The following is a 21,129-nucleotide window of genomic DNA, read 5'->3' as shown; positions in this document are numbered from 1 at the left end:
AAGTAAACGGCTAATGATTGACGTGTAGGTTCGAAAGAATCAGCCCGCAGATGCCCAGCCCAATCAGCAGCACCAGCAGCGCCGACAAAATAAAGGCCGTCACCCAACGCATTTTGTTGAACGACGACAGCATCACCGCCGCAATCCCATTGACCACAGCCAGCACCAGCACCGCTATCAATAAGCTGCTAATGGAGCGGGTAAATAGAAAATTCAGCACCAGCAGGCCCAGATTAACCGCAATCGGCCAGTTGGTGGACTTCTCTTCCTGGGGTGGGGGCGGAGGCGTTGCGAGCGGCTCCATTAGATAATGCCCACGCGCTCGACCCGCAACTCCTCCAGCCGCGCCAGCTTCTCGGGGTCGCGGTAGAAGATGTTCATCGTCTCGAACGGGATGATTTTTAAATCTTTGCTCACGATGTGGACGCAGGATTTTTTCACGGCCCGCACGTCGAAATTCCACGCGTCCATGAATTGCAGGATGATGATGCGGAACAGGTTTTCGTAGACCAGGTTGGGGGCCGACACCTGCGGCAGGCAGCACAGCAGCTGGTTGATTTCGGGCACCACCGTATCCACGGTATTGGCGGTGCTGAACAGCTTGAGCATGTGCTGGCGCAGGCGCGGGTCGCGCTCGTACACAATGGTGTTGCTGCTGTTCTGGAGCAGCTCGGCGGGGTCGATGTAGCGGGTGAGGGGGAATACTTCGCCGTCGAGCTTCAGGGCGTAGGCCATGGCCAGCGCGTCGGGGTTGCAGGGCACGGGCAGCAGGTCTTCGGCCGTGAAAACCGGGCTTTGGTCGATGATGCCCTGGCGCACTTCGGTGAGCGAAAACGAGTCGGTTTCGGGGTTGAAGTTGTCGAGCCGCCCGGCGGCCTGGGTGGGCTGAAACGTGACGCCGCGAATGCACTTCTGCTTCAAGGCGTAATCGATGATATCGCCCATCTCATCATCGTTCAGGCCCTTTTGCAGCGTCACGACCAGCGTGGTGCTGAGGTTGTATTTGTTGAGGTGCTCGATGGCCTGCTGGCGCACCGTGCGCAGGTCGCGGCCTCGCATGGCAAGCAGCACGTTTTCGCGGAAAGAATCGAACTGCAGGTACACCTCAAAAGCGCCCGCATACGTGGCCAGCCGCGCCACAAAAGCTTCGTCCTTGGCCAGGCGCACGCCGTTGGTATTCACCATCAGGTGCTTAATGGGCTTGCGCTTGCACATGTCCAGAATTTCCCAGAACTGCGGGTGCAGGGTAGGCTCGCCGCCCGATATCTGGATGACGTCGGGCTCGCCCTCATTGGCCACCACCAGGTCCACCATGGCTTCTACTTCTTCCAGGGTGCGGTGCCGGCCGTGGGTGGGGCTGCTTTCGGCGTAGCAGGTGGGGCAGGTGAGGTTGCAGCGGTCGGTTATCTCGATGACGGTGAGGCAGCTGTGCTGCTCATGGTCGGTGCACAGGCCGCAGTCGTAGGGGCAGCCAAAGTGGGTGGCTGTGCCAAAGCGGCGCGGCATTTCGCTGGGCTTCACGTAGTTGCGAATGCTCTTGTAATACTCAATGTCGGTAGCAATGCGTACCTTCTGCCGCCCGTGCTCGGGGCAGCGCTTGAGCATGAACACGTTGCCATCCTCAAACACAATCTTGGCCTCGATGCGGCGTAGGCACTGCGGGCACAGGCTCAGCGTGAAGTCGTAGTAGGTGTAGGGCCGTTCGGGCATGACGCGAGGGCTGGGGAAGGTGAGGAGTGGAATCAGCGGTGGAAGTTATGGCAAAACGGGAAGTCCGCCCGTCATCCTTACCTGTCATCCTGAGCGGAGCGAAGGACCTTATCACGCCTGAATAAACTACTGGTAATTGTTCAGATGTGACAAGGTTCTTCGCTCCGCTCAGGCTGACACAGGGCGTTCAACCACCTATTTCCTTCATCGCCTGCGTCACTTCGTACTCCGTTATCTGCGCCGGGTAGTTGGCGTAGGAAATACTGTCCTCGTTCAACCGGTAGCCGCCAATCAGCGCCCGCTGGGCGGCTTCCAGGTACGGCCGGGCCAAGGCAGGCTGGCCCAGCGCCTGGTAGGTGAGGGCGAGGTAATAATTGGCCTCTGGGTGCTGCGGGTAGGCTTTCAGGCACTGTTGCAGGTACGTCTGGGCCGGTGCGTACTGTTTGAGCCGAGCCGCCACCACGCCGGCGTACAGCAGGGTGTTGAAGTGAATCTCGCCCTGCCCGGCGGGCCCGCGCTGCAAGGTCATGTCGTGGGCAAATGCCGTTTCGGCCAGCTGGTAATGGCCCAGCTCCAACTCGCAGGCTCCCTCGAAAAACGCATAGGTGTGGTCCTGTTCGCGGCCGTTGGGCTTGAGCCTGGCCACGCGCTGGAAATCGGTGATAGCCCCGGCGTAGTCTTTCGTGAAGATGCACTTGAGGAAGCCCCGGTAAGCTAGGTAGCGGTTAGCATCCAGCGCCACGGCCTGGTCCAGGAGGGGCATTGCTTTCGCATAATCACCGCAGTCAATCAGCGGCATGGCCTTTTGCTGGTAGGCTTGGGCAATGTTGGGGCAGGCCGCAATCAGGCTGTCGCAATACTGCCCCCACTGCGGGCTGAGGTAGCTGACGCGGTTCGCGCCCCGGTCGAGGTACCGGGCCACGAGGGTATCCTGATAGGCTTTGCTGCCGCAGTCGCCGGCCGCTAGGTTGGTTTTGGCGGGCTGCTGGCACTGCCCCAGCCGCGCCAGGGTCAGCAGGCTAAGGAATAACGGCCACGACTTTGCCATCGGTTATTTTAAATGTTAGATAAGTGAAATAGCTCACGGCGCGGCCGCTGTAAGTAGCCACCCGCCACTCCTTCATCGTTTTCAGAAAAGCGTACAGCTCCTGCACCAGCTCTGAGCGGAAGTGAATGGCCGCGTAATTCGCATCGGTTTGCAGCACCTGCGTCATCGGCTGCCGAAACCCCGCGCAATCGACCACAAACCGAAACGTAACGTAGCCGCTGCCGCTGAATTTGCGGTTGCCGTGCTGCAAATAGGTCGTAGCCTCTTGCACCAGCGTGCCCGAGCTGCGCGGGTATTTCCCATCCACGGCGAAGTAGGGTAGCGTCATGGTCTTTGCGCAGGCGGGGTTGCGGGTAGTGGTGGTGTCGAGGTATTCGCCGTCGTGGAATTTGAGGTATTGGGCTTGGGCGTTTGGGGTGGCCATTAACAACGCCAAGGACAATAACAGCGGGTATTTCATGCGGCTTACAGTGGTATTTTTGGCGACGCCGGGAATGCTCCCACGCACCCACCCCCAAACATAATACCCCAGCCCCGCCACGCAGGCCCACTGAATGGCCGTGAGGCCCAGCCCTGGCAGCGCCGCCGTGGGCTTGATAAACTCCACCAGCAGCCGGAATAGCAAATAGCCGCTCAGAAACAGCTCGAACCGCCGGCCATCGGCCAAGGGCCTGCGGCGTTCCAGCAGCCACAGCAGCAGCGCCAGCGCCGCCAGAAACAGGATTTCGTAGAGGTTGGTGGGGTGGCGAGCAATGCCATCGCCGAAATTGATGCCCCATGGCAGGGTGGTTGCCGAGCCGTAGGTGCCATCCTCCAGGCCGCTGAAGAAGCAGCCGAGCCGGCCGATACCCAGGCCCAGCACGATGGGAAACACCATGAGGTCGCCGCTGCTGGCCGTTACACCGAGGTGCTTTTTGGTGAGCTCCACGCCGATGAGGCCGCCCAGGAAGCCGCCCACGATGGTTTTATTGGTGAAGTAGTAGAGCCAGCCGCCGGGCGGGTGCGCCAGCAGCTCGGGGTGCTCGAGCAGGCCCAGCAGGCGCGAGCCGAACAGCGCCCCGGCGGCGGCACCCACGAAAATCCACTGCCGGTGCGCGTCGCTGATGCGGTCGGCGTGGCCGGTGCGCAGATGGGTGTAGAGGCGGAAACCGAGCGTGTAAGCCAACACCTCGCACAGCAGATGCACGGGTAGGCGGGCAGCGCCCAGAACAAGCTCGACGGGAAAATGCATGGCCCTAAAGCTAGGGCGGGTTTAGCGAAGCATCGCCAGCGTGGAATTACGACGCACTGCGCAAAAGAAACGAGGTAGCATCAGTCCGTTTCAGGATGCACATTGGTGAGGGAAAGGGTGCGCTGTAATGTCCTGTAAATAGCCGGGTAAATTTCAGCCTGTTAGTTAATTAAACTTATATTCAATATTATTACAGAGTCCAATAATGCGAAAAGTTGGCCTTGCCTGCGAAGAGTTGGCGGCTACCTTGAGCCTGTTGTTTTCTTCTCACTCACTTTCTGCATCATGAAACCATCTGATACGTCGCCAACCACTGTGCCCGGGTTGCTGGGGCTGTTTCGAAAGCGGGCCGCCGGCGTGGCCTGGGGCCTGCTGGTGCTCTTTGGGCCACTGGTAACGGGGTGTAGTTATTACCGCGGCAAGGAGCAGGAGGTAAGCCGGGCCAACGTGAACATGCTGGCCGAGTCGAAGCGGTTTGTGGTGCACCAGGGCCCGGCGACGTGGGAGCTGCGCAATCCGCACCTCAACGGCGAAGTGCTGGAAGGCACGCGGCAACCACTTAGCGCGCCGGTGGCTCCCTACGGCGCGGGGCCGACAAAGGGCTTTTCGCCCCGCTACCGGATTAAAGACAAATCGGTGGTGCTGAACATCGTGCACGTGTACGTGAGCGACGTGCAGGCCGGGGCCGAAGACCGGGTGAGCATTCCCTTCGCGGCCATCCGGCAGATTGATTTGCTGGAGAAAGACTCGGGCAAAACCACGGCCTCCTACGTGTTTGGTACGTTGGGAGCCGTGGCGGGTGCGTTTGTCGTGCTGGTGGTGATTGTGGCGCTCACCAAAAGCTCGTGCCCCTTCGTGTATGCCTACGATGGCCACGAATACCGCTTCGTGGGCGAGGCGTACGGCGGGGCCATTTTCGCGCCGGCCGAGCGCAACGACTACCTGCCGTTGCCCGCCATCGAGCCCGAAAACAACCAGTACCGCCTAAAAATCAGTAACGAGCTGAAGGAGCGGCAGTACACCAACCTGGCCGAGCTGTGGGTGGTGCAGCATGCCGCCGGCACGCAGGTGCTGCTGGACCAGCGCGGCCGGGTGCAAACGCTGGCCGCGCCGCTGCCGCCGCTGCGGGCCCGCTCGCTGGGCGGCCACGACTGCACCGCGCAGCTGCAGGCCACCGACCACAAGGTGGTGCTGTTCGATGAGGACGTGCCCGGCAGCGCCCCCAACGAAGTGGTGCTCACCTTTGCCAGGCCGGCCGCCGCCCGCCACGGCAAGCTGGTGCTGCACGCCCAGAACTCGCTGTGGCTGGATTATTTGTACGGCGCGTTCATCGAAAAATTCGGAACGGCCTACAACCCCTGGGCCGCCCAGCAAAAGACCCAGCCCGCCGCAATAAACCGGCAGTGGACCCTCGACCAGCACATTCCGCTGAAGGTGTACGTGGAAGCCGGGCACGGTTGGCAGCTGGCCGAAACCATTCCCACCATTGGTCCGCTGGCGGCCCGCGACTTGGTGGTGCCGCTCGATTTTGGGGCCGCCCCGGCCGGCCAGGTGCGCGTGAAGCTGGAGTGCGGCTTCATGTTTTGGGAAGTGGACTATGCCGCCCTCGACTGCAGCCCCAACGCGCCGGTGCAGCTGGAAAAATGCCGCCTCACCAGCGCCATTACCGAGCGTGGGGCCGATGCCCGCGCCCAGCTGGCCGCCGCCGATACCCTGTACCTGAGCCAGCCCCGGCCGGGGGCCACCGTTAGCCTGACGTACGAATCGGGACTGCCCAAGGCGGCGGCCGGTACCCGGCGCACGGTATTTCTGCGCACCAAGGGCTACTACGAGCACGTTCGCGATTTTCAGGGGCTGCCCAACCTGCCGGAGCTGTACGCTTTTAAAAAGCCGGGTCGCTTCGTCGAATTCTCGAAGGAGAAATACCGCGCCGCCACTCAGGAAATCACGCCCGCTCTCGCCCACCGCTAACGCCCATGGAAACCACCCTCATCACCGACCTGACCTATGTGGATGTGCCGCCCGTTCCGGTAGCGCTGCCCAGCCTGTCGCCCACCATGCTCACTTCGCGGCTGAAGCGTGGGCTGGTAGCCGGGCTGTTCAAGCTGGCCGAAGCGCGCCTGCTGTTTCGCTTTCTGCGCACACCAGCCCGGGTAAAACGAGCCATTAAAGGGGTTGAAGAACTAAAACGCACGTATTATGGCGACCTCAAAGTTCAGAAAATAGCCCGCGTGGCGGGCCGCTATTACCGCGAATATCAAACGCCCGGCTGGCCCAGCGCCGCCTACGACGCCTACGTGGCCACGACCGTCAACCGGTTGGTGCCGTTCCGGGGCGATGCCGAAACGCTGAACCTGGTGTTTCTGGCCATCACCAAAAAGTGCCCGCTGGCCTGCGACCACTGCTTCGAGTGGGATGCCCTGAACCAGAAGGAAACCCTGACGCGGGAGCATATCCGAGACATGGTAGCCGAATTTCAGGCCCGCCACGTGAGCCAGATTTTCTTTAGCGGCGGCGAACCCATGCTGCGTGTGAATGACCTGGTGGCCGTGGTGGCCGCCGCCCGCCCGGGTACCGATTTCTGGGTAATTACTTCGGGCTTCAACTTCACCCGCGAAAACGCCGGCCGGCTCCGGCGCGCCGGGTTCATGGGCGTCACCATCAGCCTCGACCATCACGAACCCGCCCGGCACAATGCCTTCCGGGGCTCGCCCCAGGCCTACCAGAATGCCATGCAAGCGGCCATTTACGCGCATGAAGTCGGCCTGGTCGTGAACCTGTCGCTGTGCGCCACGCGGGAGTTCACCACCGAAGCCAACCTGCTGGCCTACGCCCGCCTGGCCCGGCAGCTCGGTGTCACGTTCATCCAAATTCTGGAGCCACGCGCCGTGGGCCACTACGCCGGCCGCGCCGTCGACCTCAGCCCCGCCCAAATTGCGCTGCTGGAAGACTTCTACGTGCAGCTGAATTTCGGCCCCGATTACCTCGACTGGCCCATGGTGCAATACTACGGCTACCACCAGCGCCGCATAGGCTGCAGCGGGGCTGCCGACCGGTTCCTCTACGTAGATACCGATGGGGACCTGCACGCCTGTCCGTTCTGTCAGAAAAAGGCCGGCAGCGCCCTGTGCGGCTCGCTCGACGACTCGTTGCAAGCCATCAAAACGGGGGGCTGCCACGCATTTGCACAGGCCGGGATGTAGAAAAACAAGGCAGTCCCAGAGAAATAATCGCGACTAAAAAGAACGTCATGCTGAGCGAAGTCGAAGCATCTTTCCCGCAAAAAGTAATTATGTACTACTGCGGGAGAGATGCTTCGACTTCGCTCAGCATGACGTTCTTATGGTCTGAATATTAATCGACTAAGAAGCTGCTTCTACAGCTCGTTATTTTTCGCGGCAGCTTTGCGGGTGAGGGCCGTGAGCGGCGAGCGGGTGATTTTCGACTCGCTCTCGAAGCCGGTGCGGCGCACGTTGGCGGCCGCGCTCTCGCCGGTGGCGGGCAGGGCGCGGTTCATCCAACTCAGAATGTCGGTGGTGGTGCCGGGCAGCAAGCCGTGGAAGGCCGCCAGGAACTTGGCCGGCAGCGACAGAATCACCTCGCCATCGCCGCGGCGGCAGGCGTTCCAGATTTGGCGGGCCGCCTGCTCGGCGCTGAGCGTGAAGCCTGGCAGCGAGTCGGCGATGCTGAACCAGGCAAACTCCTTCTGCTGCTGGCCTTTGAACTCGGCGTGGTCGGGGCTGCCCGTGCGCAGCAGGCCGGGGCACACGGTCGTGACCGAAATGCCGTGCTGCCGCAGCTCGGCCCGGAAGCCTTCGGACAAACCCACCAGCGCAAACTTGCTGGCGCTGTACGGGGCCATGTGGGGCAACGCCACCTTGCCGCCCAGCGACGAAATATTGACGATGCGACCCGCTCCACGTTGGCGCATGCTGGGCAGCACGGCCTGCATGGCGTGCAGCGGAGCCCAGAAGTGTACGGCCATCGACTCCTCAAAATCGCGGGAATCCATGTTGTCCAGCGGGCCGGCCGTGATGATGCCGGCGTTATTGATGAGCACGTCGACCGGTCCGAGGCGGTTTTCGACTTCGGCCACCATGGTCCGCACCTCCATTTCGTTGGAAACGTCGCGCGCGAGGGTGAGCACGTCGGCCTCGGCCGCGCCGGCCATCAGCAAGTCCTGGCGGGCGCGGGCCAGCTCGGCCTCGTCGCGGGCACAGATGGCCACGCGGGCTCCCTCGGCCACCGCCTGGCGGGCCAGCACGAGGCCCAGCCCCCGCGAGCCGCCGGTGATGAGCACCACGCGGCGGCTCAAATCGTAGGAGCCGCGGCGGTTGCCCCACAGGGTGGCGGCCAGCGTAGCGGCACCAAGGCCGGCGGCCAGCAGCCAATTGGTTTTCGAGCGTTTGGCATGTTTCATGGTGAGTAGTATGGAAAAAGCCCCTCAAAGGTTGCAAGGTGAGGCGGGGAGGCCCGAATTTTCGTCTCAGGCTGGCACGAAACGTGGTCGGCACCGCGTTCGGGGGGAAGTGGGCCGGGTTTTTGGCCGATATTTACTCCGGCATAGCGCTATGTATCTGCGCGGCTGATTTCTGCTTTTTGTCTTCTGATATGAAATTCCTGTTGCTCTCGCCGCTCGTGGCACTGGCGCTGCTGGCAGCCCCGGCAGCCACTCACGCGCAGGCTCCTGCCACCGTCAAAATCAAGGTGAAGCCCGCTGGCCGGCCCAGCGTAAAAACCAAAACCAACGTAACGGCCGCCCCGGCCGAAGCGCCCGAAACCGTGTTCGCGCCCGATGCCGTGGTCGATGCCAAGGCCAATGCCCTTACCACCAACATGCAGCAAAACCTGGGCCTCAACCCCCAGCAAACCGAAAAAGTCCGCGTCATCAACCGCCGGGCCGTAGACATGGTGGAGTCGGGCCGCCTGCGCCACAAGGCCGACCCGCGCAAGCTGGCCGGCGTCATCGAAAGTGCCGGCCGCTCGCGCCTCGAAGCGTTGAAGGACGTGCTCACGCCCGCGCAGTTCAACAAATACCAGCGCAAGCGCGAGGAAAAAATGGGCGTGCCCAATGTGCAGGGCGTGCAGGGCAACGCGGCCCCCGGCCTGGGTGGCGGTGTGCCGACCGAATAACCTGGTTGTCTAAAGTGGTTGTTACCAGTAGGTTGCGTCTGTCATCCTGAGCTTGCGAAGGCCCTCATTATGCTCGCAGCAATTGAGTTACTGCCAACTGTGCAGCGGTGATAAGCTCCTTCGCAGGCTCAGGATGACAGCCGATTTAAGATTCCCAAAAAAGCGCCGGATTCGCCCGAATCCTGCGCTTTTTTGTGTTCCGGCCTCATCATCCCGGCCCGTTCGGCGTATTCTTGCGCGATGATGCCCAATTCTGCGCCCGCTGCGCCCAACCGTTTTGCCGCCCTCTTGTCCCGTGCCGGGCTCGACTGGTTTCTGCTGGCCCTGATGGGGGTGGTGGCGCTGGCCTACTTCGGGCCCGGGCTGGGCAGCAAGGCTAGCCCCGTGCCGTGGCACCGCATTACTACGGTGGGCGTGGCGCTGGTTTTCTTCTTCTATGGCCTGAAGCTGAGCTTCGAAAAGTTGCGCGACGGCATGCGCAACTGGCGGCTGCACACGCTGGTGCAGCTGAGCACGTTCGGGCTGTTTCCGGCGCTGGCGCTGCTGGTGCGGCCGTTTTTCGGGGCCGAGGGCGGCGAGCTGCTCTGGCAGAGCATTTTCTTTCTGTGCGCGCTGCCCAGCACGGTATCCACGTCGGTGGTGATGGTGAGCATTGCGGGCGGCAACCTGCCGGCGGCCATCTTCAACGCCAGTATTTCCAGCTTGCTGGGCATTGCGCTCACGCCGCTGCTGTGCAGCGTGTTTCTGCATACCGGCACGGGCGGCGGGCAGCTTTGGAGCCTCGCGGTGCAGCTGCTGTGGCAGGTGGTGCTGCCGGTGGGAGCGGGGGTGCTGCTCAATTCGCGCTTCCACGCTTTTGCCGACCGCCACAAGGTCGGCCTGCGCATCTTCGACCAGGTTACCATCCTGCTCATCGTTTTCACCGCGTTCTGCGATTCCTTCGCCGAGGGCATTTTCAGTCGCTACCGCCCCGCCGATATCATTAAGCTGGGCGCGGGCATGGTGGGGCTCTACCTGCTGGTATTCGGCATTATCTGGGGTCTGAGCCGGGCGCTGAAGTTCTCGCGTGCCGACCAGATTGTAGCCGTGTTCTGCGGCTCGAAAAAGTCACTGGTCCACGGCAGCGTTATGGCGAGCCTGTTGTTTCCGGCCACGGCCGCTACCGGACTCATTCTACTGCCGCTGATGCTTTACCACGCCCTCCAGATTGTGCTGGCCAGCAGCATGGCACAGTACCTGGGCCGGCAGCCCGTAGCCGAGCCAGCAGTTGTGAACGGGTGAGTACGGAATAAAAAAGAACGTTATGCTGAGCGCAGCCGAAGCACCTTTACCGCTTAACTAATCCTTTAGATTGGATTGCCATTGCGGTAGAGATGCTTCGACTGCGCTCAGCATGACGTTCAACCAAGCTCAGCGTGACGTTCAATCAGGCTCAGCGTGGCGTTCTGCTTTCTCGCTTTGGTGCGGCTATGCCCCCAGCTTTTCGCCAAAGAATGCCAGCGTCAGGGCCCAGGCTTCCTTGGCGGCTTCGGGGTGGTAGCTGGGTCGCTCGTCGCAATGGAAGCCGTGGTCGGCGTAGGAGATGACGGTGTTGATATAGGGCTTCTGAGCGGCATCTACGGCCTCGATAACCTGCTGAATATGCTCTTTGCCGATGTGCGCATCGAGCCCGCCCCAGAAAAAGAGGTGAGTAGCGTGCAGGTCCTGGGCGCGGTCGGCAATGGTTTCGGTGCCGCCGCCGTAGTACGATACGGCCGCCGCCAGGGGCAGCACGGCGTTGGCCAGAAACGATACCCGGCCGCCCAGGCAAAAGCCGATGCTGCCGATTTTATCGGCTTTCACCAGCGGCTGCGCGGTTAGCCAAGCGTGGGCGGCCTGCAGGTCGGCGGTTAGGTCGTCGTTATTAATGGCACCGTAGTGCGGCATTGCACTAGCGAAATCGGAATAGGCAATCTCCAGGCCCGTCGCGGCGGTGCGGTGAAACAGCTCGGGCGCTACCACGGCGTAGCCGGCGGCAGCCAGCCGGTCGGCCACGCTCCGGATGTGGTGGTTCACACCGAAGGCTTCCTGCAGCAGGATAATACCCGGTACGGGGCCGGTGGCGCTGGGGAAAGCTACATAGGCGCGCATTTCGGTGCCATCGGCCACGGCAAGCGTTACAAAATTCTGGTCGCTCATTATAATGGGAACAAGGATTGGTTCGGCCCTAAACAAGCGAACGGACAATTGTTCATTGGCCCGCTTCGGGTTCGCGCCGCCATGCTGCCGCGAACCCGAAGCGTGTGCCAGTGGTTTAAGTGCTTCATCCCGCTGGCACGGCTCGAAAAAAAACGCAGGACTAAACATCCCCGCGTGCCACTTTCCGCGCCAGCTACTCGCTTTGCTATGAATTCCGCTGCCCCCAAACTTCGTCTTAACGTTCTCGACCAGTCGCCCATCCGGCCCGGCAGTACGCCCCGCGAGGCCCTGCTCGAAACCGTGCAGCTGGCCCGCTTGGCCGACCGCCTCGGCTACACCCGCTTTTGGGTGAGCGAGCACCACAACACCCATACGCTGGCCGGCTCCACGCCCGAGGTGCTTATTGCCCACCTGGGCGGCCAAACCAGCCGCATTCGCCTCGGCTCGGGCGGCGTGATGCTGCCGCACTACTCGGCCCTGAAAGTGGCCGAGAATTTCCGCCTGCTCGAAGCCCTGTTTCCGGGCCGCATCGACCTGGGCATGGGCCGCGCCCCGGGCGGCGACCGCCTCACGGCCCATGCCCTCAACCCCAGCAATACCTTCAGCGAGCAGGATTTCGTGGAGCAGCTGCTGGACCTGCAAGCCTACCTGCGCGACGAAAAAGTGCCCGACACCATTCATGAGCGGGTGATGGCGGCCCCGCAGGCCGCCACCAGCCCGGAGCTGTGGCTGCTGAGCTCCAGCGGCCAGAGCGGCTTGTTTGCCGCGCACCTGGGCATGGCGTTTTCGTTCGCGCAGTTCATCAATGGCAACGGTGGCCCGGCGGCGGTGCGCCAGTACCGCGAGCGGTTCCGGCCCAGCCGCGAGCTGGCCGCGCCGCTGGCCAACGTGGCCGTTTTTCTGCTCTGCGCCGAAACGGAGGAGAAAGCCCAGGAGCTGCGCGCCGCCATGGACCTGATGCTGCTGCGCTTTGGCAAGGGGGAGCGCGGTACTTTCCCCACGCCCGCCGAGGTGGCCGCCTACCGGTTCACCTCCGAAGACCGGGCCCACCTGGCTTTCAACCGCAACCGGGTGGTGAGCGGTACGCCCGCCCAGGTGCACGCCCAGCTCCGCGAAATGGCCGCCGAGTATGGCGTCGATGAAATCACGGCCGTCACCATCACCGCCAGCTTCGAGGACCGGGTACGCTCCTATGAGCTGCTGGCCGAAGTTTTTGAGCTCGCGCCGGTAGCAGTCGAATTGGAGGCCATGCTGGCCTGATAGCTGTCCGCGGGCTCGGCTTCCCGCACGCCGTAGAGCGCCGGCCTCACGCGGGCCTGCTAAGAGCCGAAAGTAGCGCGCGAAATGCCGGAGTTATAAAATAGAGAGCTTGCGTCGGACGCTAGTTTTTGTTGTGGCTGGCATCCTCGGCCGCGAAGTGGCGCAGGCGATAGCAGTTCATGGCTGTTTCGCCCAGTTGCTCGATGAGCTTATAGTTGGCCACGGCACCTACGGCCGCGCCCACAAAGGGCAGCAGTTGGGCCATTTTGGCCAGGTCGATGTAGTCGCGGTATTCCTGCTGAAAGGTGCGCCAGTCGAACTCCTCGGGGTTGAGGGGCAGGGTGAGGCGGTAGCTGTCCCAGTCGGCCAGGCGCTGGTAGGTGAGGTTGCGGGTGTGCTGGCTGCTGAAGGCCAGCTGGAATACGTGGAGCAGGTAAAGCCGCTCGGTGTAGTCGTGTACATCGTAGCCGTAGGCAGCACCCAGCTCGAAGAGTAATTTGATTTTCAGTCCTATCAGGAGCGGGAAATCGGCCAGGCCCAGCAGGAAGCCGCCGGCACCGGTTACGGCACCTTCGGCGGTGGCCATGGTGCGGTAGTTGCGAACCAGGTTACGGGCCACGGTTTCGCGCTGCGCGAAACGGGCGGCGGCCAGTGGCTGGCTGGTGGTGTACTGCGAGCCAAACAGCACCCCGCGCACCATTTGCCGAATGGCCGCCGTGATGGCCTGGTGTACCCGCTCGGGCAGCAGGGCATTGAGGCGAATCTGGACGCGGCGCGCAAACTGGTTGAGCCGCGAGGGCCGCCGCTGCATCCGGCGCTGCCATTGCTTCAGCGCGGCGCGGGTTTGCTGGTCGTCATCGGCGGGATTGATAAGGGCATTGTCCATCACGCCGCGAAGCTACGGGGATTGCGCGGCGCGGTGGCTGGCTTGTCTTGAACGGTGTGGGAGTGGGAGCAAGCCCTACCGGGTACGTCCCCGCTCCTGCACCGGTCAGCCGGGCCACCAACTACGAAGCCGCTCTGCCACTTAGCCCGGCGCGGCCACGCCCAGCTGCTGCAGCTGCGCCGCGTATCGGTCGTATAGCACCCGCAGGTCGGCGTTGTGTTTGTCGGCATCCACGCCGATGCTCACATTGCTAGCGTGAAAACGGTGCAGATGGCTGATGTGCGGGCACAGCACCGGCAGCTGCCCGGCCAGCAGGAAGCGCACGTAGAGGTCGAGGTCCTCGGCCATTTTCAACTCGGTATCATAGCCGCCCACTTCCTCGAAAAAGGGCCGGTGGTAGCACACGTTGCCCTGCAGGAAGTGCTCGGCCCGGAAAATGGCCCGCAGCATGGCCGTGGGCGTGTCGAACTGCCAGGCGTAGTAGTCCTCGCCGGGCAGGTAGCGGCCGGTTTCGTCCACGCGCAGGAAATCGGCCACGAACCAGGGCCGGCCGGGGTGGGCCGCAATCTGGGTGGCGTAGTGGAAGAGGGTGCGTTGCAGTAGAAAGTCGTCGTCGTCGAGCGGTACCACCCAGGCTTCGGGGGCCGCCTCGGCAATGAGCCGGTTGCGGCCCGGCCCGGCCAGCAGGCGGCCCGGTGAGTGCCAGTGGCGCAGCGGGGGCCCGGGTTGGGCGGCGGCTTCGCGCAGGTAGGAGGCCGTGCCGTCGCGCGAGCCGCTGTCGTAAACCAAGTGCTCAAACGAGAAATCGAGCGGGGCACTGATGCTGGCGCGCACGCTGGCTACGGCGTCGGGCAGCAGCTCGCGCCGCTGGTGGGTGGGGGTAATAATGGCAAATTGCATAGCCCGGTTGTTCGAAAGGGAGCGGCGAAAAGTTGCCGCTCCTGGCCCGGGTCGCGCCTGTCGGCCGGCCGCTTACAGCGTAGCGACTTGTTCCTCGGACGTTTCGCGCGGTTTCTGCACGAGATAATAATAGCCCAGAATCCCCAGCCCAATCAAAAACGGCACCAACGCCAGGTGCTTGCCGGTGACGTGCGGCAGCACCTGCACGGTATCGAACCCGAAGAACTCGCTGGTCATCCAGTAGGAGTTGGCGGTAATCCAGAACACGATGGCCAGGTTGTGGGCCAGCTCCGATTGGTAGGCCCGGGTGCGCCAGGCAATGACGAGGGCAATGCCCAGGGTGGGCAGGACCATTAGCAGGCCCAGCGGCCGCCACACCATGCACCAGGCAATGTCCTTCACCAGCCAGAACAGGATGTGCGTGTTTTCCATCTTCCGGTACGTGGCCGGGATGCTGTAAACCTCTTCGGGTTGGGATTGGGAAGCCATGCGCGGAGTTAAAGCGCAAAAATAAGCGTGGCCTCCCGGCTTTCGGCCAGTACCGGCCCGCCAAGCACGCAGCCGGCCGTTACTTTGCCCGGCATGAAACCACAGGCTATTTTCAACTGGAGCGGCGGCAAGGATTCGGCCCTGGCGCTCTACAAAGTGCGGCAGGCCGGCCAGTACGACATCCAAACCCTGCTCACGACGGTGAGCACGCCCTACCAGCGCATTTCCATGCACGGCGTGCGCACGGCCCTGCTCGAGCAGCAGGCCGCCGCCCTCGGGCTGCCCTGCCGCCAATTGCTGCTGCCCGAAATGCCCTCCATGGCCACCTACGAGCAGCTGATGGGCGACACCATGCGCGAGCTACAGCAGGCGGGAGCCACGGTTTCCATCTTCGGCGACATCTTCCTCGAAGACCTGCGCCGGTACCGCGAAGCCAAACTGGCCGAGGCGGGCCTGGCGGCCGTGTTCCCGCTCTGGGGCGTGCCCACGACCGAGCTCATCCGCGAGTTTCTGGGGCTGGGCTTCAAGACTATTACCACCTGCGTAAATGAGCAGTACCTCGACCGCAGCTTCGTGGGCCGGGTAATTGACGAGGATTTCCTGCGCGACCTACCGGCCAACGTCGACCCCTGCGGCGAAAACGGCGAGTTCCACACCTTTGTGTTCGACGGGCCGCTGTTCAGCCACCCCATTGCCTTCGAGAAGGGTGAAATCGTATACCGCGAATATGCCGCGCCCGCACCCGTCGCGGACGATTCGGACGACTACGACTGCGCCCCCGCGCCGGGTGCTGACACCGCCCCGGCTCCGGCGGGCTTCTGGTACTGCGATTTGGTGTAGCGCGGCCGGTTACTGCGTCGCTGGTAATGACGCGGCCGTTTCGCGCGCTTCGGCCGCCGCATCCAGCGTCCGGCTCAGGGCTAGCGCGTCCTCAACAATAGCCGAAGGATAGCCGACCCGGGCCAGCAGCCGGATGCCGTTGCGGGTGCTGAGCGGGCCGGGCCTGAGGCAGTAGTCGAAGTACCAGTCGGCTTCGCTCACGGTTTCGGTGAAGTGGTATTCGGTGAACGCCGGGGCCAGCAGCGCGCCCAGCTCGCCGTCGTGGGTGGAAGCCACCACCAGGCTGCGGCCCTGCAAATAGGCCAGCACGGCGCGCGTGGCGGCAATACGCTCCACGGTATTAGTGCCCTTGAACAGCTCGTCGAGAATGAACAAGTATTCACCCGGCTGCGCCTCGGCCGTCTGCACGAAGCCCAGCACCGTCTCCGCTTCGGCAAAATAATAGCTTTTGCCCTCGGCCAGGTTATCGGCCAGGTTGACGCTGGAAACCACGCGCCGAAACGGTCCCGCGTAGGCCGTAGCCGGGCAGGTGGCAATGGTTTGGGCCAACAGCGCATTGAGGCCGATGGTGCGCATGAAGGTGGTTTTGCCCGACATGTTGGAGCCCGTGAGCAGCACGCTGGTGAGGCCATCGACTGCCAGGCTGTTGGGCACGCAGCCGGCCACCAGCGGGTTGTAAGCGCCCGTCAGGCACAGGCCAGCCGGGGTAAATCCCGGCGCGCAGTGCGGATGCCGCGCCCGGAAACCGGCCACCGCCACCGCGCAGTCGGCGTAGCCCACCGCCTCAAACACGGCCCGGATGGCCCCGGCGTAGGCTTGCACATCGCGCCGGCAGCGGTGGTACACAATAACATCGAGCAGCAGCAGAATCTTCACGTGCTCTAAAATCAGCCACGGCAGCGCGGCCAGGTCCGATTGCAGCTGGCCTTCGAACTGCAGAAACGCCACCTTGGGCACCAGCGAGCCCAGCTGGGCCAGCGGCGCGGCCAGCTCGCGCAAGGCCGGCAGCGGCAGGGCCAGCTTCGCTAGGTCGCGCCCGGCCTGGTAGAGGTTGCCGAGCTGCAACAGGGGCCGCACCCCGGCCTTCACCCGCGTCCGGTTCATCAGATTCAGCACCGTGTGGGCCAGCACCTGCCCCGCCGTGAGGAACCACAGCACCGGCACCCAGAAGCCGCCCACCAGCGTGGCCAGCAGCAGCAGCACCAGCGCCGGGGCCGCCGCCGACCAGGGCAGGGCCGGCAGCACCTCGCCGGCCAGCAGGTCGGTCAGATAGTACGCTTCCGTCGATTGCAGGCGGCTGAGCGCCCGTAGGGCCTGGCCCCGCGCGGCCGGCTGCGCCGCAATGTGGGTAGCCGCTTCATCAAACTCCCGCAGCGCACCGGCCTCGGCCAGCGGGGTGCGCAGGCGGTGGTAGAGGCACTGCTGGCCCACGCGGCTGGCCGTGCCGTCGAGCAGGGCAAACAGGTCTTCGCCGTTCAGGTCGTGCCAGGTCTGGTCGTCGAGGCGGTGCCAGGCCGGGGCGTCGGCCTGCTTGGCGTGGTAGCGGGCAATGAGCGGAAAGTTGCGAAAGCGGGGTGTAGGCTGCTGCCACTCGGCTTCGAGGGCGGCTAGGCGCGTGGCGGCGGAAGTCCACATAGGGTAGGGCACAGCGGCTCCGCGATGGGGGAGCCGGCGGGCAAATGTACTGGCTGGGGCCGGGCCGTTGGCTGCCGGGCCGTTGCACCCGTATAGGCTTCCGGCTACGGCCTTCATTTTTCTGTTTCAATGCCCACACCTATTCAAAAAGCGGCTCGTATCGGCGGCTACGGCCTACTTTCTTTCATGGCGTTCCTCGCCGTTTATGCCGGGGCGGCGCTCACCATCCCGCGCATTCCGGTGGCTAAGGCCGACCCCAACGCTCCGGCCGACGTGACGGTTTACCTCCATACCAACGGCGTGCACACCGACATCGTGCTGCCCGTGGTGAGCCCCGAGTTCGACTGGCGGCCGCTGCTGCCCTACGCCAACCTCCCTTCGCAGGACAGCAGTCTGCCTTACGTCGGCTTCGGCTGGGGCGATAAGGGCTTCTACCTCGATACGCCCACCTGGGCCGACCTTAAGCTCAGCACGGCTTTCGTGGCCGCGTTCTGGCTGGGCTCGGCGGCCATGCACACCACCTATTTCCGCACGATGACGCCCGGCCCCCAAACCATCGAGCTGCAGCTGAGCCGGGCCGAATATGCCCGGCTGGTCGACTACATCCGCACCAGCTTCCGGCAGGATGCCCAAGGCCATTTCGAGCACATCAAAGGCCATAGCTACGCCGAAAATGACGCCTTTTACGAAGCCCCCCGCGTTTACAGCTTCCTCTACACCTGCAACACCTGGACGAACAACGCCCTGAAAGCCAGCGGTCAGCGCGCCTGCCTCTGGACGCCTACCGACACGGGGATTTTTAACATCTACGGCCACTAGGCAAAGCCCAAGCGAAACCGCCGGGCTGGTAACAGGCAGTTTGCACGGGCCGCATCGGCGCTAACGGCGGTGGGCCCTGGCTATTTATTACTATCACGAAGACCGATTTCCAGGTCCGTCTGCGTTCATGTGCGCTGCTAACCATAGATTTTGAGCTAGCCTCGGCTCTCGTAGCGCAGGAAGCGCAGTTGGTTTAAGCAGGGTAAAGTTAAACCCAAGGTCCCAGCAGGATTACTAGCTCAATAAGCATCGGCTGATAAAGATGAAGAAAAGGTGAAGATTGGCAGTAGTTTATTTGGAACGATTCTAAATAGACTTTACCTTTGCGACAGTTTAGAACGATTCTAAACAAGGAATACCTTCGTTGCTTGGGTATCCCTTCCTCAGTTTTTCTTCTTCTCCCTGCACATGAATATTGTTAGCCGCACTTCCTTCGGACTGTTTTTTGCCGCCCTGGGCCTCGTTTCCTGTAGCAAAGACGATGTCGTGACGCCCGCCACGCCCGCCCTGCGCGCCAAAGTGGACTACGCGACCCTCACCGCAACCTCGCCCTACACTACTTCCTTTAAGGATGCCAACGGGGCCGCTACCGTGGACCTGGGAGCGGCGGCTACCCGGCTCGATATGTTTACCGAGCTGAACAGCTACATGGCCACGGTGGCCGTGGCCGCCCCGGCCACGCCCGCCACCCTGGACCTGGCCCGGCTACGCAACCTGTACGCCAACACCAACGCCCCCTTTGCCGCGCCAGCCCTGAACACTTCGGGCGTGCAGCTGCGCGATAAAACGGCGGCTTCCTTCTCCGATGCCAACGCCAGCACCGTCCGCACCTACATCGACGGCCAGCTGGCCAACCTGGCCACGGCCAGCCAGTCGGTGAACCAGACGGCTACGCCCGGCAACGCCGGCCGATTGGGCCGCTACTTGGTTGATGCCCGCGGCTTCGAGCCCAACCAGGTTATCCAGAAAGGCCTGCTGGGTGCCCTGCTACTCGACCAGATTGGCAACGTGCTGCTAACCAACAGCTCCCTGACTGCTGAAAACGGCAAGGTGGTGGAGGGCAAGCTCTACTCGGAGCGCGAGCACAACTGGGACATGGCCTACGGCTACCTCACGTCCAATGCCATCATGACCACCGACATTGCCCTCACGCCCCGCGAGCGGTTTCTGGCCGGCTACCTGAACGAGAAGAACGGCCCGGCCTCGCCCGGCGTGTACCTGGCTTTTTTGAAGGGCCGCGCCGCCATCGTGAACAACGACGACGCCACGCTCAAGGCCCAGGCCGACATCATCCGCACCGAGCTGGAGCGGACCATTGCTAAATCGGCCGTGTCATACCTGACGAGCTGGAAAGCTGCCGCTGCCGCCGACGTAAAGGCGCACGCGCTGGGCGAGGGCATCGGTTTCGTGTACTCGCTGCGCTTCTGCACCAAGGCCGGGGCCGACACCGCTTGGGCCGACTCGGTGCTGAACGGCCTGACTTCCGGTACCCAAGGTGCCTGGAGCCTCACCAACGCGCAAGCGGATGCGGCCATTGCGGCTATTAACACCAAGTTTGCGCTGTAAGCAATTGTTTTGGTAGAGCGGTGAAGCGCATAGAAAGAACGGTCATGCTGAGCGCAGTCGAAGTATCGCTGCCGCACAAATAATCCAATCGTTGCAACAAAGCGGTAGAGATACTTCGACAAGCGCACATCAGATGGGCATGATTGTTCTGACGCGCATTAATACCTCCCAATAAATCGACCTAATGAAAAAGTCCATTCTGCTTTTCTCCCTGTCAATTATCCTCGCCGGAGGAGTCGTTTCCAGCTGCAAAAAAGAAGCAGCGGGACCGGATACGGCCACTGGCGGCACCACCGACCTGAACCGTACCGCCCTGCTCACGGAGTGGGCCGACAACCTGGTGAAGCCGGGCTACCAGGCCTTCGGCGGCAAGCTGACCCTCCTGAAAACCCAGACCGCCGCCTTCGCCGCCGCGCCCACCATGACGAGCCTGCAAAGCGCCCGCCAGGCCTGGCGCGAGGCTTACCTGGAGTGGCAGAATGTGGAGATGTTTGAGTTTGGCCCGGCGGCCGACGTTTCGCTCGTCAACCACTTCAATATTTACCCCACCGACGCGGCCGGCATTCGCCAGAACATCGCGTCGGGCACTTACAATTTCGAGCTGTCGGTGACCATTCCCCAGCAGGGCTTCCCGGCCCTGGATTACCTGCTGAACGGCATCGGGGCCAATGACGCGGCCATCGTGCAGAGCTACGTGGCCTCGGCCAACCAGCGACGCTACCTCACCGACGTGGTGGGCAAGATGGACCAGCTCTTTGCCGGCGTGCAGGGCCAGTGGAACGGTCCGTACCGCGCCGCGTTCATTGGCAGTACGGGTACCAACGCGGGCAGCTCGCTCTCGCTGGCCGTGAATGCGTTTTCGCGCCACTACGAGCATTTCCTGCGCTCCGGCAAAATCGGAATTCCGGCCGGAGCCATGACCGGCACCGCCGCACCGGAGAAGATTGAGGCCTACTACTACCGCCGGGAGCTGCCGTTGCAGCTGGCCATAGCGGCCCACGCAGCCGTGCAAAACGCCTTCAATGGCCGCACCGGTCAGCCTTCCCTCAAAACGTACGTCGACGCGCTGGGGGCCAAGGACAGCCGCACCGGCCAGTCGCTGACCCAGATTATCAACGCCCAATTTGGCACCGCCGCCCAGCAGCTGGCCACGCTGGGACCGGATTTATACACCACTATCCAAACGCGCAACGCCGCCGCCACCCAGGCCTTTGCCGAAATGCAGAAAGCCGTGCGCCTGCTGAAAGTAGACATGACCTCGGCCATGAGCGTGACCGTGACCTACGTGGATAACGACGGAGATTAAATCAATGAAGCTGTTTGGTAATCCGAAAAATCTGTCATCTTGAGCTTGCGAAGGACCTTGTCACGGTTGAATGGTCTTCGCTCCATAATATTCCGGCCGTGATAAGGTCCTTCGCAAGCTCAGGATGA

19 protein-coding genes are annotated in these 21,129 nt (G+C 62.7%); 9 read left to right on the top strand and 10 right to left on the bottom strand.

The features are described 5' to 3' along the window. Positions 1–10: 10 nt before the first annotated feature. The 4 genes from ABIB44_RS05695 to ABIB44_RS05680 form a co-directional block, all read right to left on the bottom strand. Positions 11–304 (bottom strand): hypothetical protein, encoded by a 294-nt coding sequence (locus tag ABIB44_RS05695; protein WP_354583649.1) that lies wholly within the window; start codon positions 302–304, stop codon positions 11–13. Further along, positions 304–1,710: a radical SAM protein gene (locus tag ABIB44_RS05690; RefSeq protein WP_354583648.1), complete on the bottom strand. Its 1,407-nt coding sequence runs from the start codon at positions 1,708–1,710 to the stop codon at positions 304–306. Before ABIB44_RS05690 ends, ABIB44_RS05695 begins: the two co-directional genes overlap by 1 nt. A 187-nt stretch (positions 1,711–1,897) precedes the next feature. Then, positions 1,898–2,758: a tetratricopeptide repeat protein gene (locus tag ABIB44_RS05685; protein WP_354583647.1), complete on the bottom strand. Its 861-nt coding sequence runs from the start codon at positions 2,756–2,758 to the stop codon at positions 1,898–1,900. After that, positions 2,730–3,989: a prolipoprotein diacylglyceryl transferase gene (locus ABIB44_RS05680; protein WP_354583646.1), complete on the bottom strand. Its 1,260-nt coding sequence runs from the start codon at positions 3,987–3,989 to the stop codon at positions 2,730–2,732. The genes ABIB44_RS05685 and ABIB44_RS05680 overlap by 29 nt, the downstream gene beginning before the upstream one ends. A gap of 285 nt (positions 3,990–4,274) precedes the next feature. Between ABIB44_RS05680 and ABIB44_RS05675 the strand changes: the two genes are divergently transcribed. Both ABIB44_RS05675 and ABIB44_RS05670 read left to right on the top strand, forming a co-directional pair. Next, positions 4,275–5,960 carry a hypothetical protein gene (locus ABIB44_RS05675; RefSeq protein ID WP_354583645.1) on the top strand — a complete coding sequence of 562 codons (1,686 nt, stop codon included), beginning with the start codon at positions 4,275–4,277 and terminating at the stop codon, positions 5,958–5,960. A 5-nt stretch (positions 5,961–5,965) separates the two neighbouring features. Further along, complete coding sequence (locus tag ABIB44_RS05670; RefSeq protein ID WP_354583644.1) at positions 5,966–7,192, top strand: radical SAM protein; 1,227 nt, start codon at positions 5,966–5,968, stop codon at positions 7,190–7,192. A gap of 173 nt (positions 7,193–7,365) precedes the next feature. Here ABIB44_RS05670 and ABIB44_RS05665 read toward each other — a convergent pair whose 3' ends face one another. Beyond that, the gene (locus ABIB44_RS05665) at positions 7,366–8,409 is read right to left on the bottom strand and encodes an SDR family NAD(P)-dependent oxidoreductase (RefSeq protein ID WP_354583643.1); all 1,044 of its coding nucleotides are present in this window, start codon (positions 8,407–8,409) and stop codon (positions 7,366–7,368) included. A gap of 191 nt (positions 8,410–8,600) precedes the next feature. Here ABIB44_RS05665 and ABIB44_RS05660 point away from each other — a divergent pair, with 191 nt between their 5' ends. Together ABIB44_RS05660 and ABIB44_RS05655 are read left to right on the top strand one after the other, a co-directional pair. Continuing rightward, positions 8,601–9,122, top strand: coding sequence for a DUF4890 domain-containing protein (locus ABIB44_RS05660; RefSeq protein ID WP_354583642.1), 522 nt, complete (start codon positions 8,601–8,603; stop codon positions 9,120–9,122). 240 nt (positions 9,123–9,362) lie between these two features. Next, entirely contained in the window at positions 9,363–10,403 is a 1,041-nt protein-coding gene (locus ABIB44_RS05655; RefSeq protein ID WP_354583641.1) for a bile acid:sodium symporter family protein, read from the top strand. A 186-nt stretch (positions 10,404–10,589) separates the two neighbouring features. Here ABIB44_RS05655 and ABIB44_RS05650 read toward each other — a convergent pair whose 3' ends face one another. Beyond that, the gene (locus ABIB44_RS05650) at positions 10,590–11,300 is read right to left on the bottom strand and encodes a dienelactone hydrolase family protein (RefSeq protein ID WP_354583640.1); all 711 of its coding nucleotides are present in this window, start codon (positions 11,298–11,300) and stop codon (positions 10,590–10,592) included. Positions 11,301–11,507: 207 nt separating this feature from the next. Here ABIB44_RS05650 and ABIB44_RS05645 point away from each other — a divergent pair, with 207 nt between their 5' ends. Further along, positions 11,508–12,560 carry an LLM class flavin-dependent oxidoreductase gene (locus ABIB44_RS05645; protein WP_354583639.1) on the top strand — a complete coding sequence of 351 codons (1,053 nt, stop codon included), beginning with the start codon at positions 11,508–11,510 and terminating at the stop codon, positions 12,558–12,560. Between the two features lie 121 nt (positions 12,561–12,681). Here ABIB44_RS05645 and ABIB44_RS05640 read toward each other — a convergent pair whose 3' ends face one another. The 3 genes from ABIB44_RS05640 to ABIB44_RS05630 form a co-directional block, all read right to left on the bottom strand. Next, positions 12,682–13,446, bottom strand: coding sequence for an EcsC family protein (locus ABIB44_RS05640; protein WP_354583638.1), 765 nt, complete (start codon positions 13,444–13,446; stop codon positions 12,682–12,684). 141 nt (positions 13,447–13,587) lie between these two features. Then, complete coding sequence (locus tag ABIB44_RS05635; RefSeq protein ID WP_354583637.1) at positions 13,588–14,346, bottom strand: glycosyltransferase; 759 nt, start codon at positions 14,344–14,346, stop codon at positions 13,588–13,590. 72 nt (positions 14,347–14,418) lie between these two features. Then, positions 14,419–14,835 carry a hypothetical protein gene (locus ABIB44_RS05630; RefSeq protein ID WP_354583636.1) on the bottom strand — a complete coding sequence of 139 codons (417 nt, stop codon included), beginning with the start codon at positions 14,833–14,835 and terminating at the stop codon, positions 14,419–14,421. A gap of 93 nt (positions 14,836–14,928) precedes the next feature. On the opposite strand from ABIB44_RS05630, the gene ABIB44_RS05625 reads away from it, so the two are divergent. Next, complete coding sequence (locus ABIB44_RS05625; RefSeq protein WP_354583635.1) at positions 14,929–15,675, top strand: Dph6-related ATP pyrophosphatase; 747 nt, start codon at positions 14,929–14,931, stop codon at positions 15,673–15,675. Positions 15,676–15,684: 9 nt separating this feature from the next. Here ABIB44_RS05625 and ABIB44_RS05620 read toward each other — a convergent pair whose 3' ends face one another. After that, positions 15,685–17,310, bottom strand: a complete 1,626-nt coding sequence (locus ABIB44_RS05620; RefSeq protein WP_354583634.1) for a MutS-related protein — start codon at positions 17,308–17,310, stop codon at positions 15,685–15,687. Positions 17,311–17,496: 186 nt separating this feature from the next. On the opposite strand from ABIB44_RS05620, the gene ABIB44_RS05615 reads away from it, so the two are divergent. The 3 genes from ABIB44_RS05615 to ABIB44_RS05605 all read left to right on the top strand — a co-directional run bounded on the left by ABIB44_RS05615 (position 17,497) and on the right by ABIB44_RS05605 (position 21,001). Further along, the gene (locus tag ABIB44_RS05615) at positions 17,497–18,129 is read left to right on the top strand and encodes a TIGR02117 family protein (protein WP_354583633.1); all 633 of its coding nucleotides are present in this window, start codon (positions 17,497–17,499) and stop codon (positions 18,127–18,129) included. A 408-nt stretch (positions 18,130–18,537) separates the two neighbouring features. Further along, the gene (locus ABIB44_RS05610) at positions 18,538–19,695 is read left to right on the top strand and encodes a DUF4856 domain-containing protein (protein ID WP_354583632.1); all 1,158 of its coding nucleotides are present in this window, start codon (positions 18,538–18,540) and stop codon (positions 19,693–19,695) included. 184 nt (positions 19,696–19,879) lie between these two features. After that, on the top strand, positions 19,880–21,001 hold the full coding sequence (locus tag ABIB44_RS05605; protein WP_354583631.1) for an imelysin family protein: 1,122 nt from the start codon (positions 19,880–19,882) through the stop codon (positions 20,999–21,001). The last annotated feature ends 128 nt before the right edge of the window (positions 21,002–21,129 follow it).

It is taken from the genome of Hymenobacter sp. UYCo722, from assembly GCF_040547115.1.
In the GTDB taxonomy this organism is placed as follows: domain Bacteria; phylum Bacteroidota; class Bacteroidia; order Cytophagales; family Hymenobacteraceae; genus Hymenobacter.
This window is presented reverse-complemented; position numbering and strand designations above follow the sequence as displayed.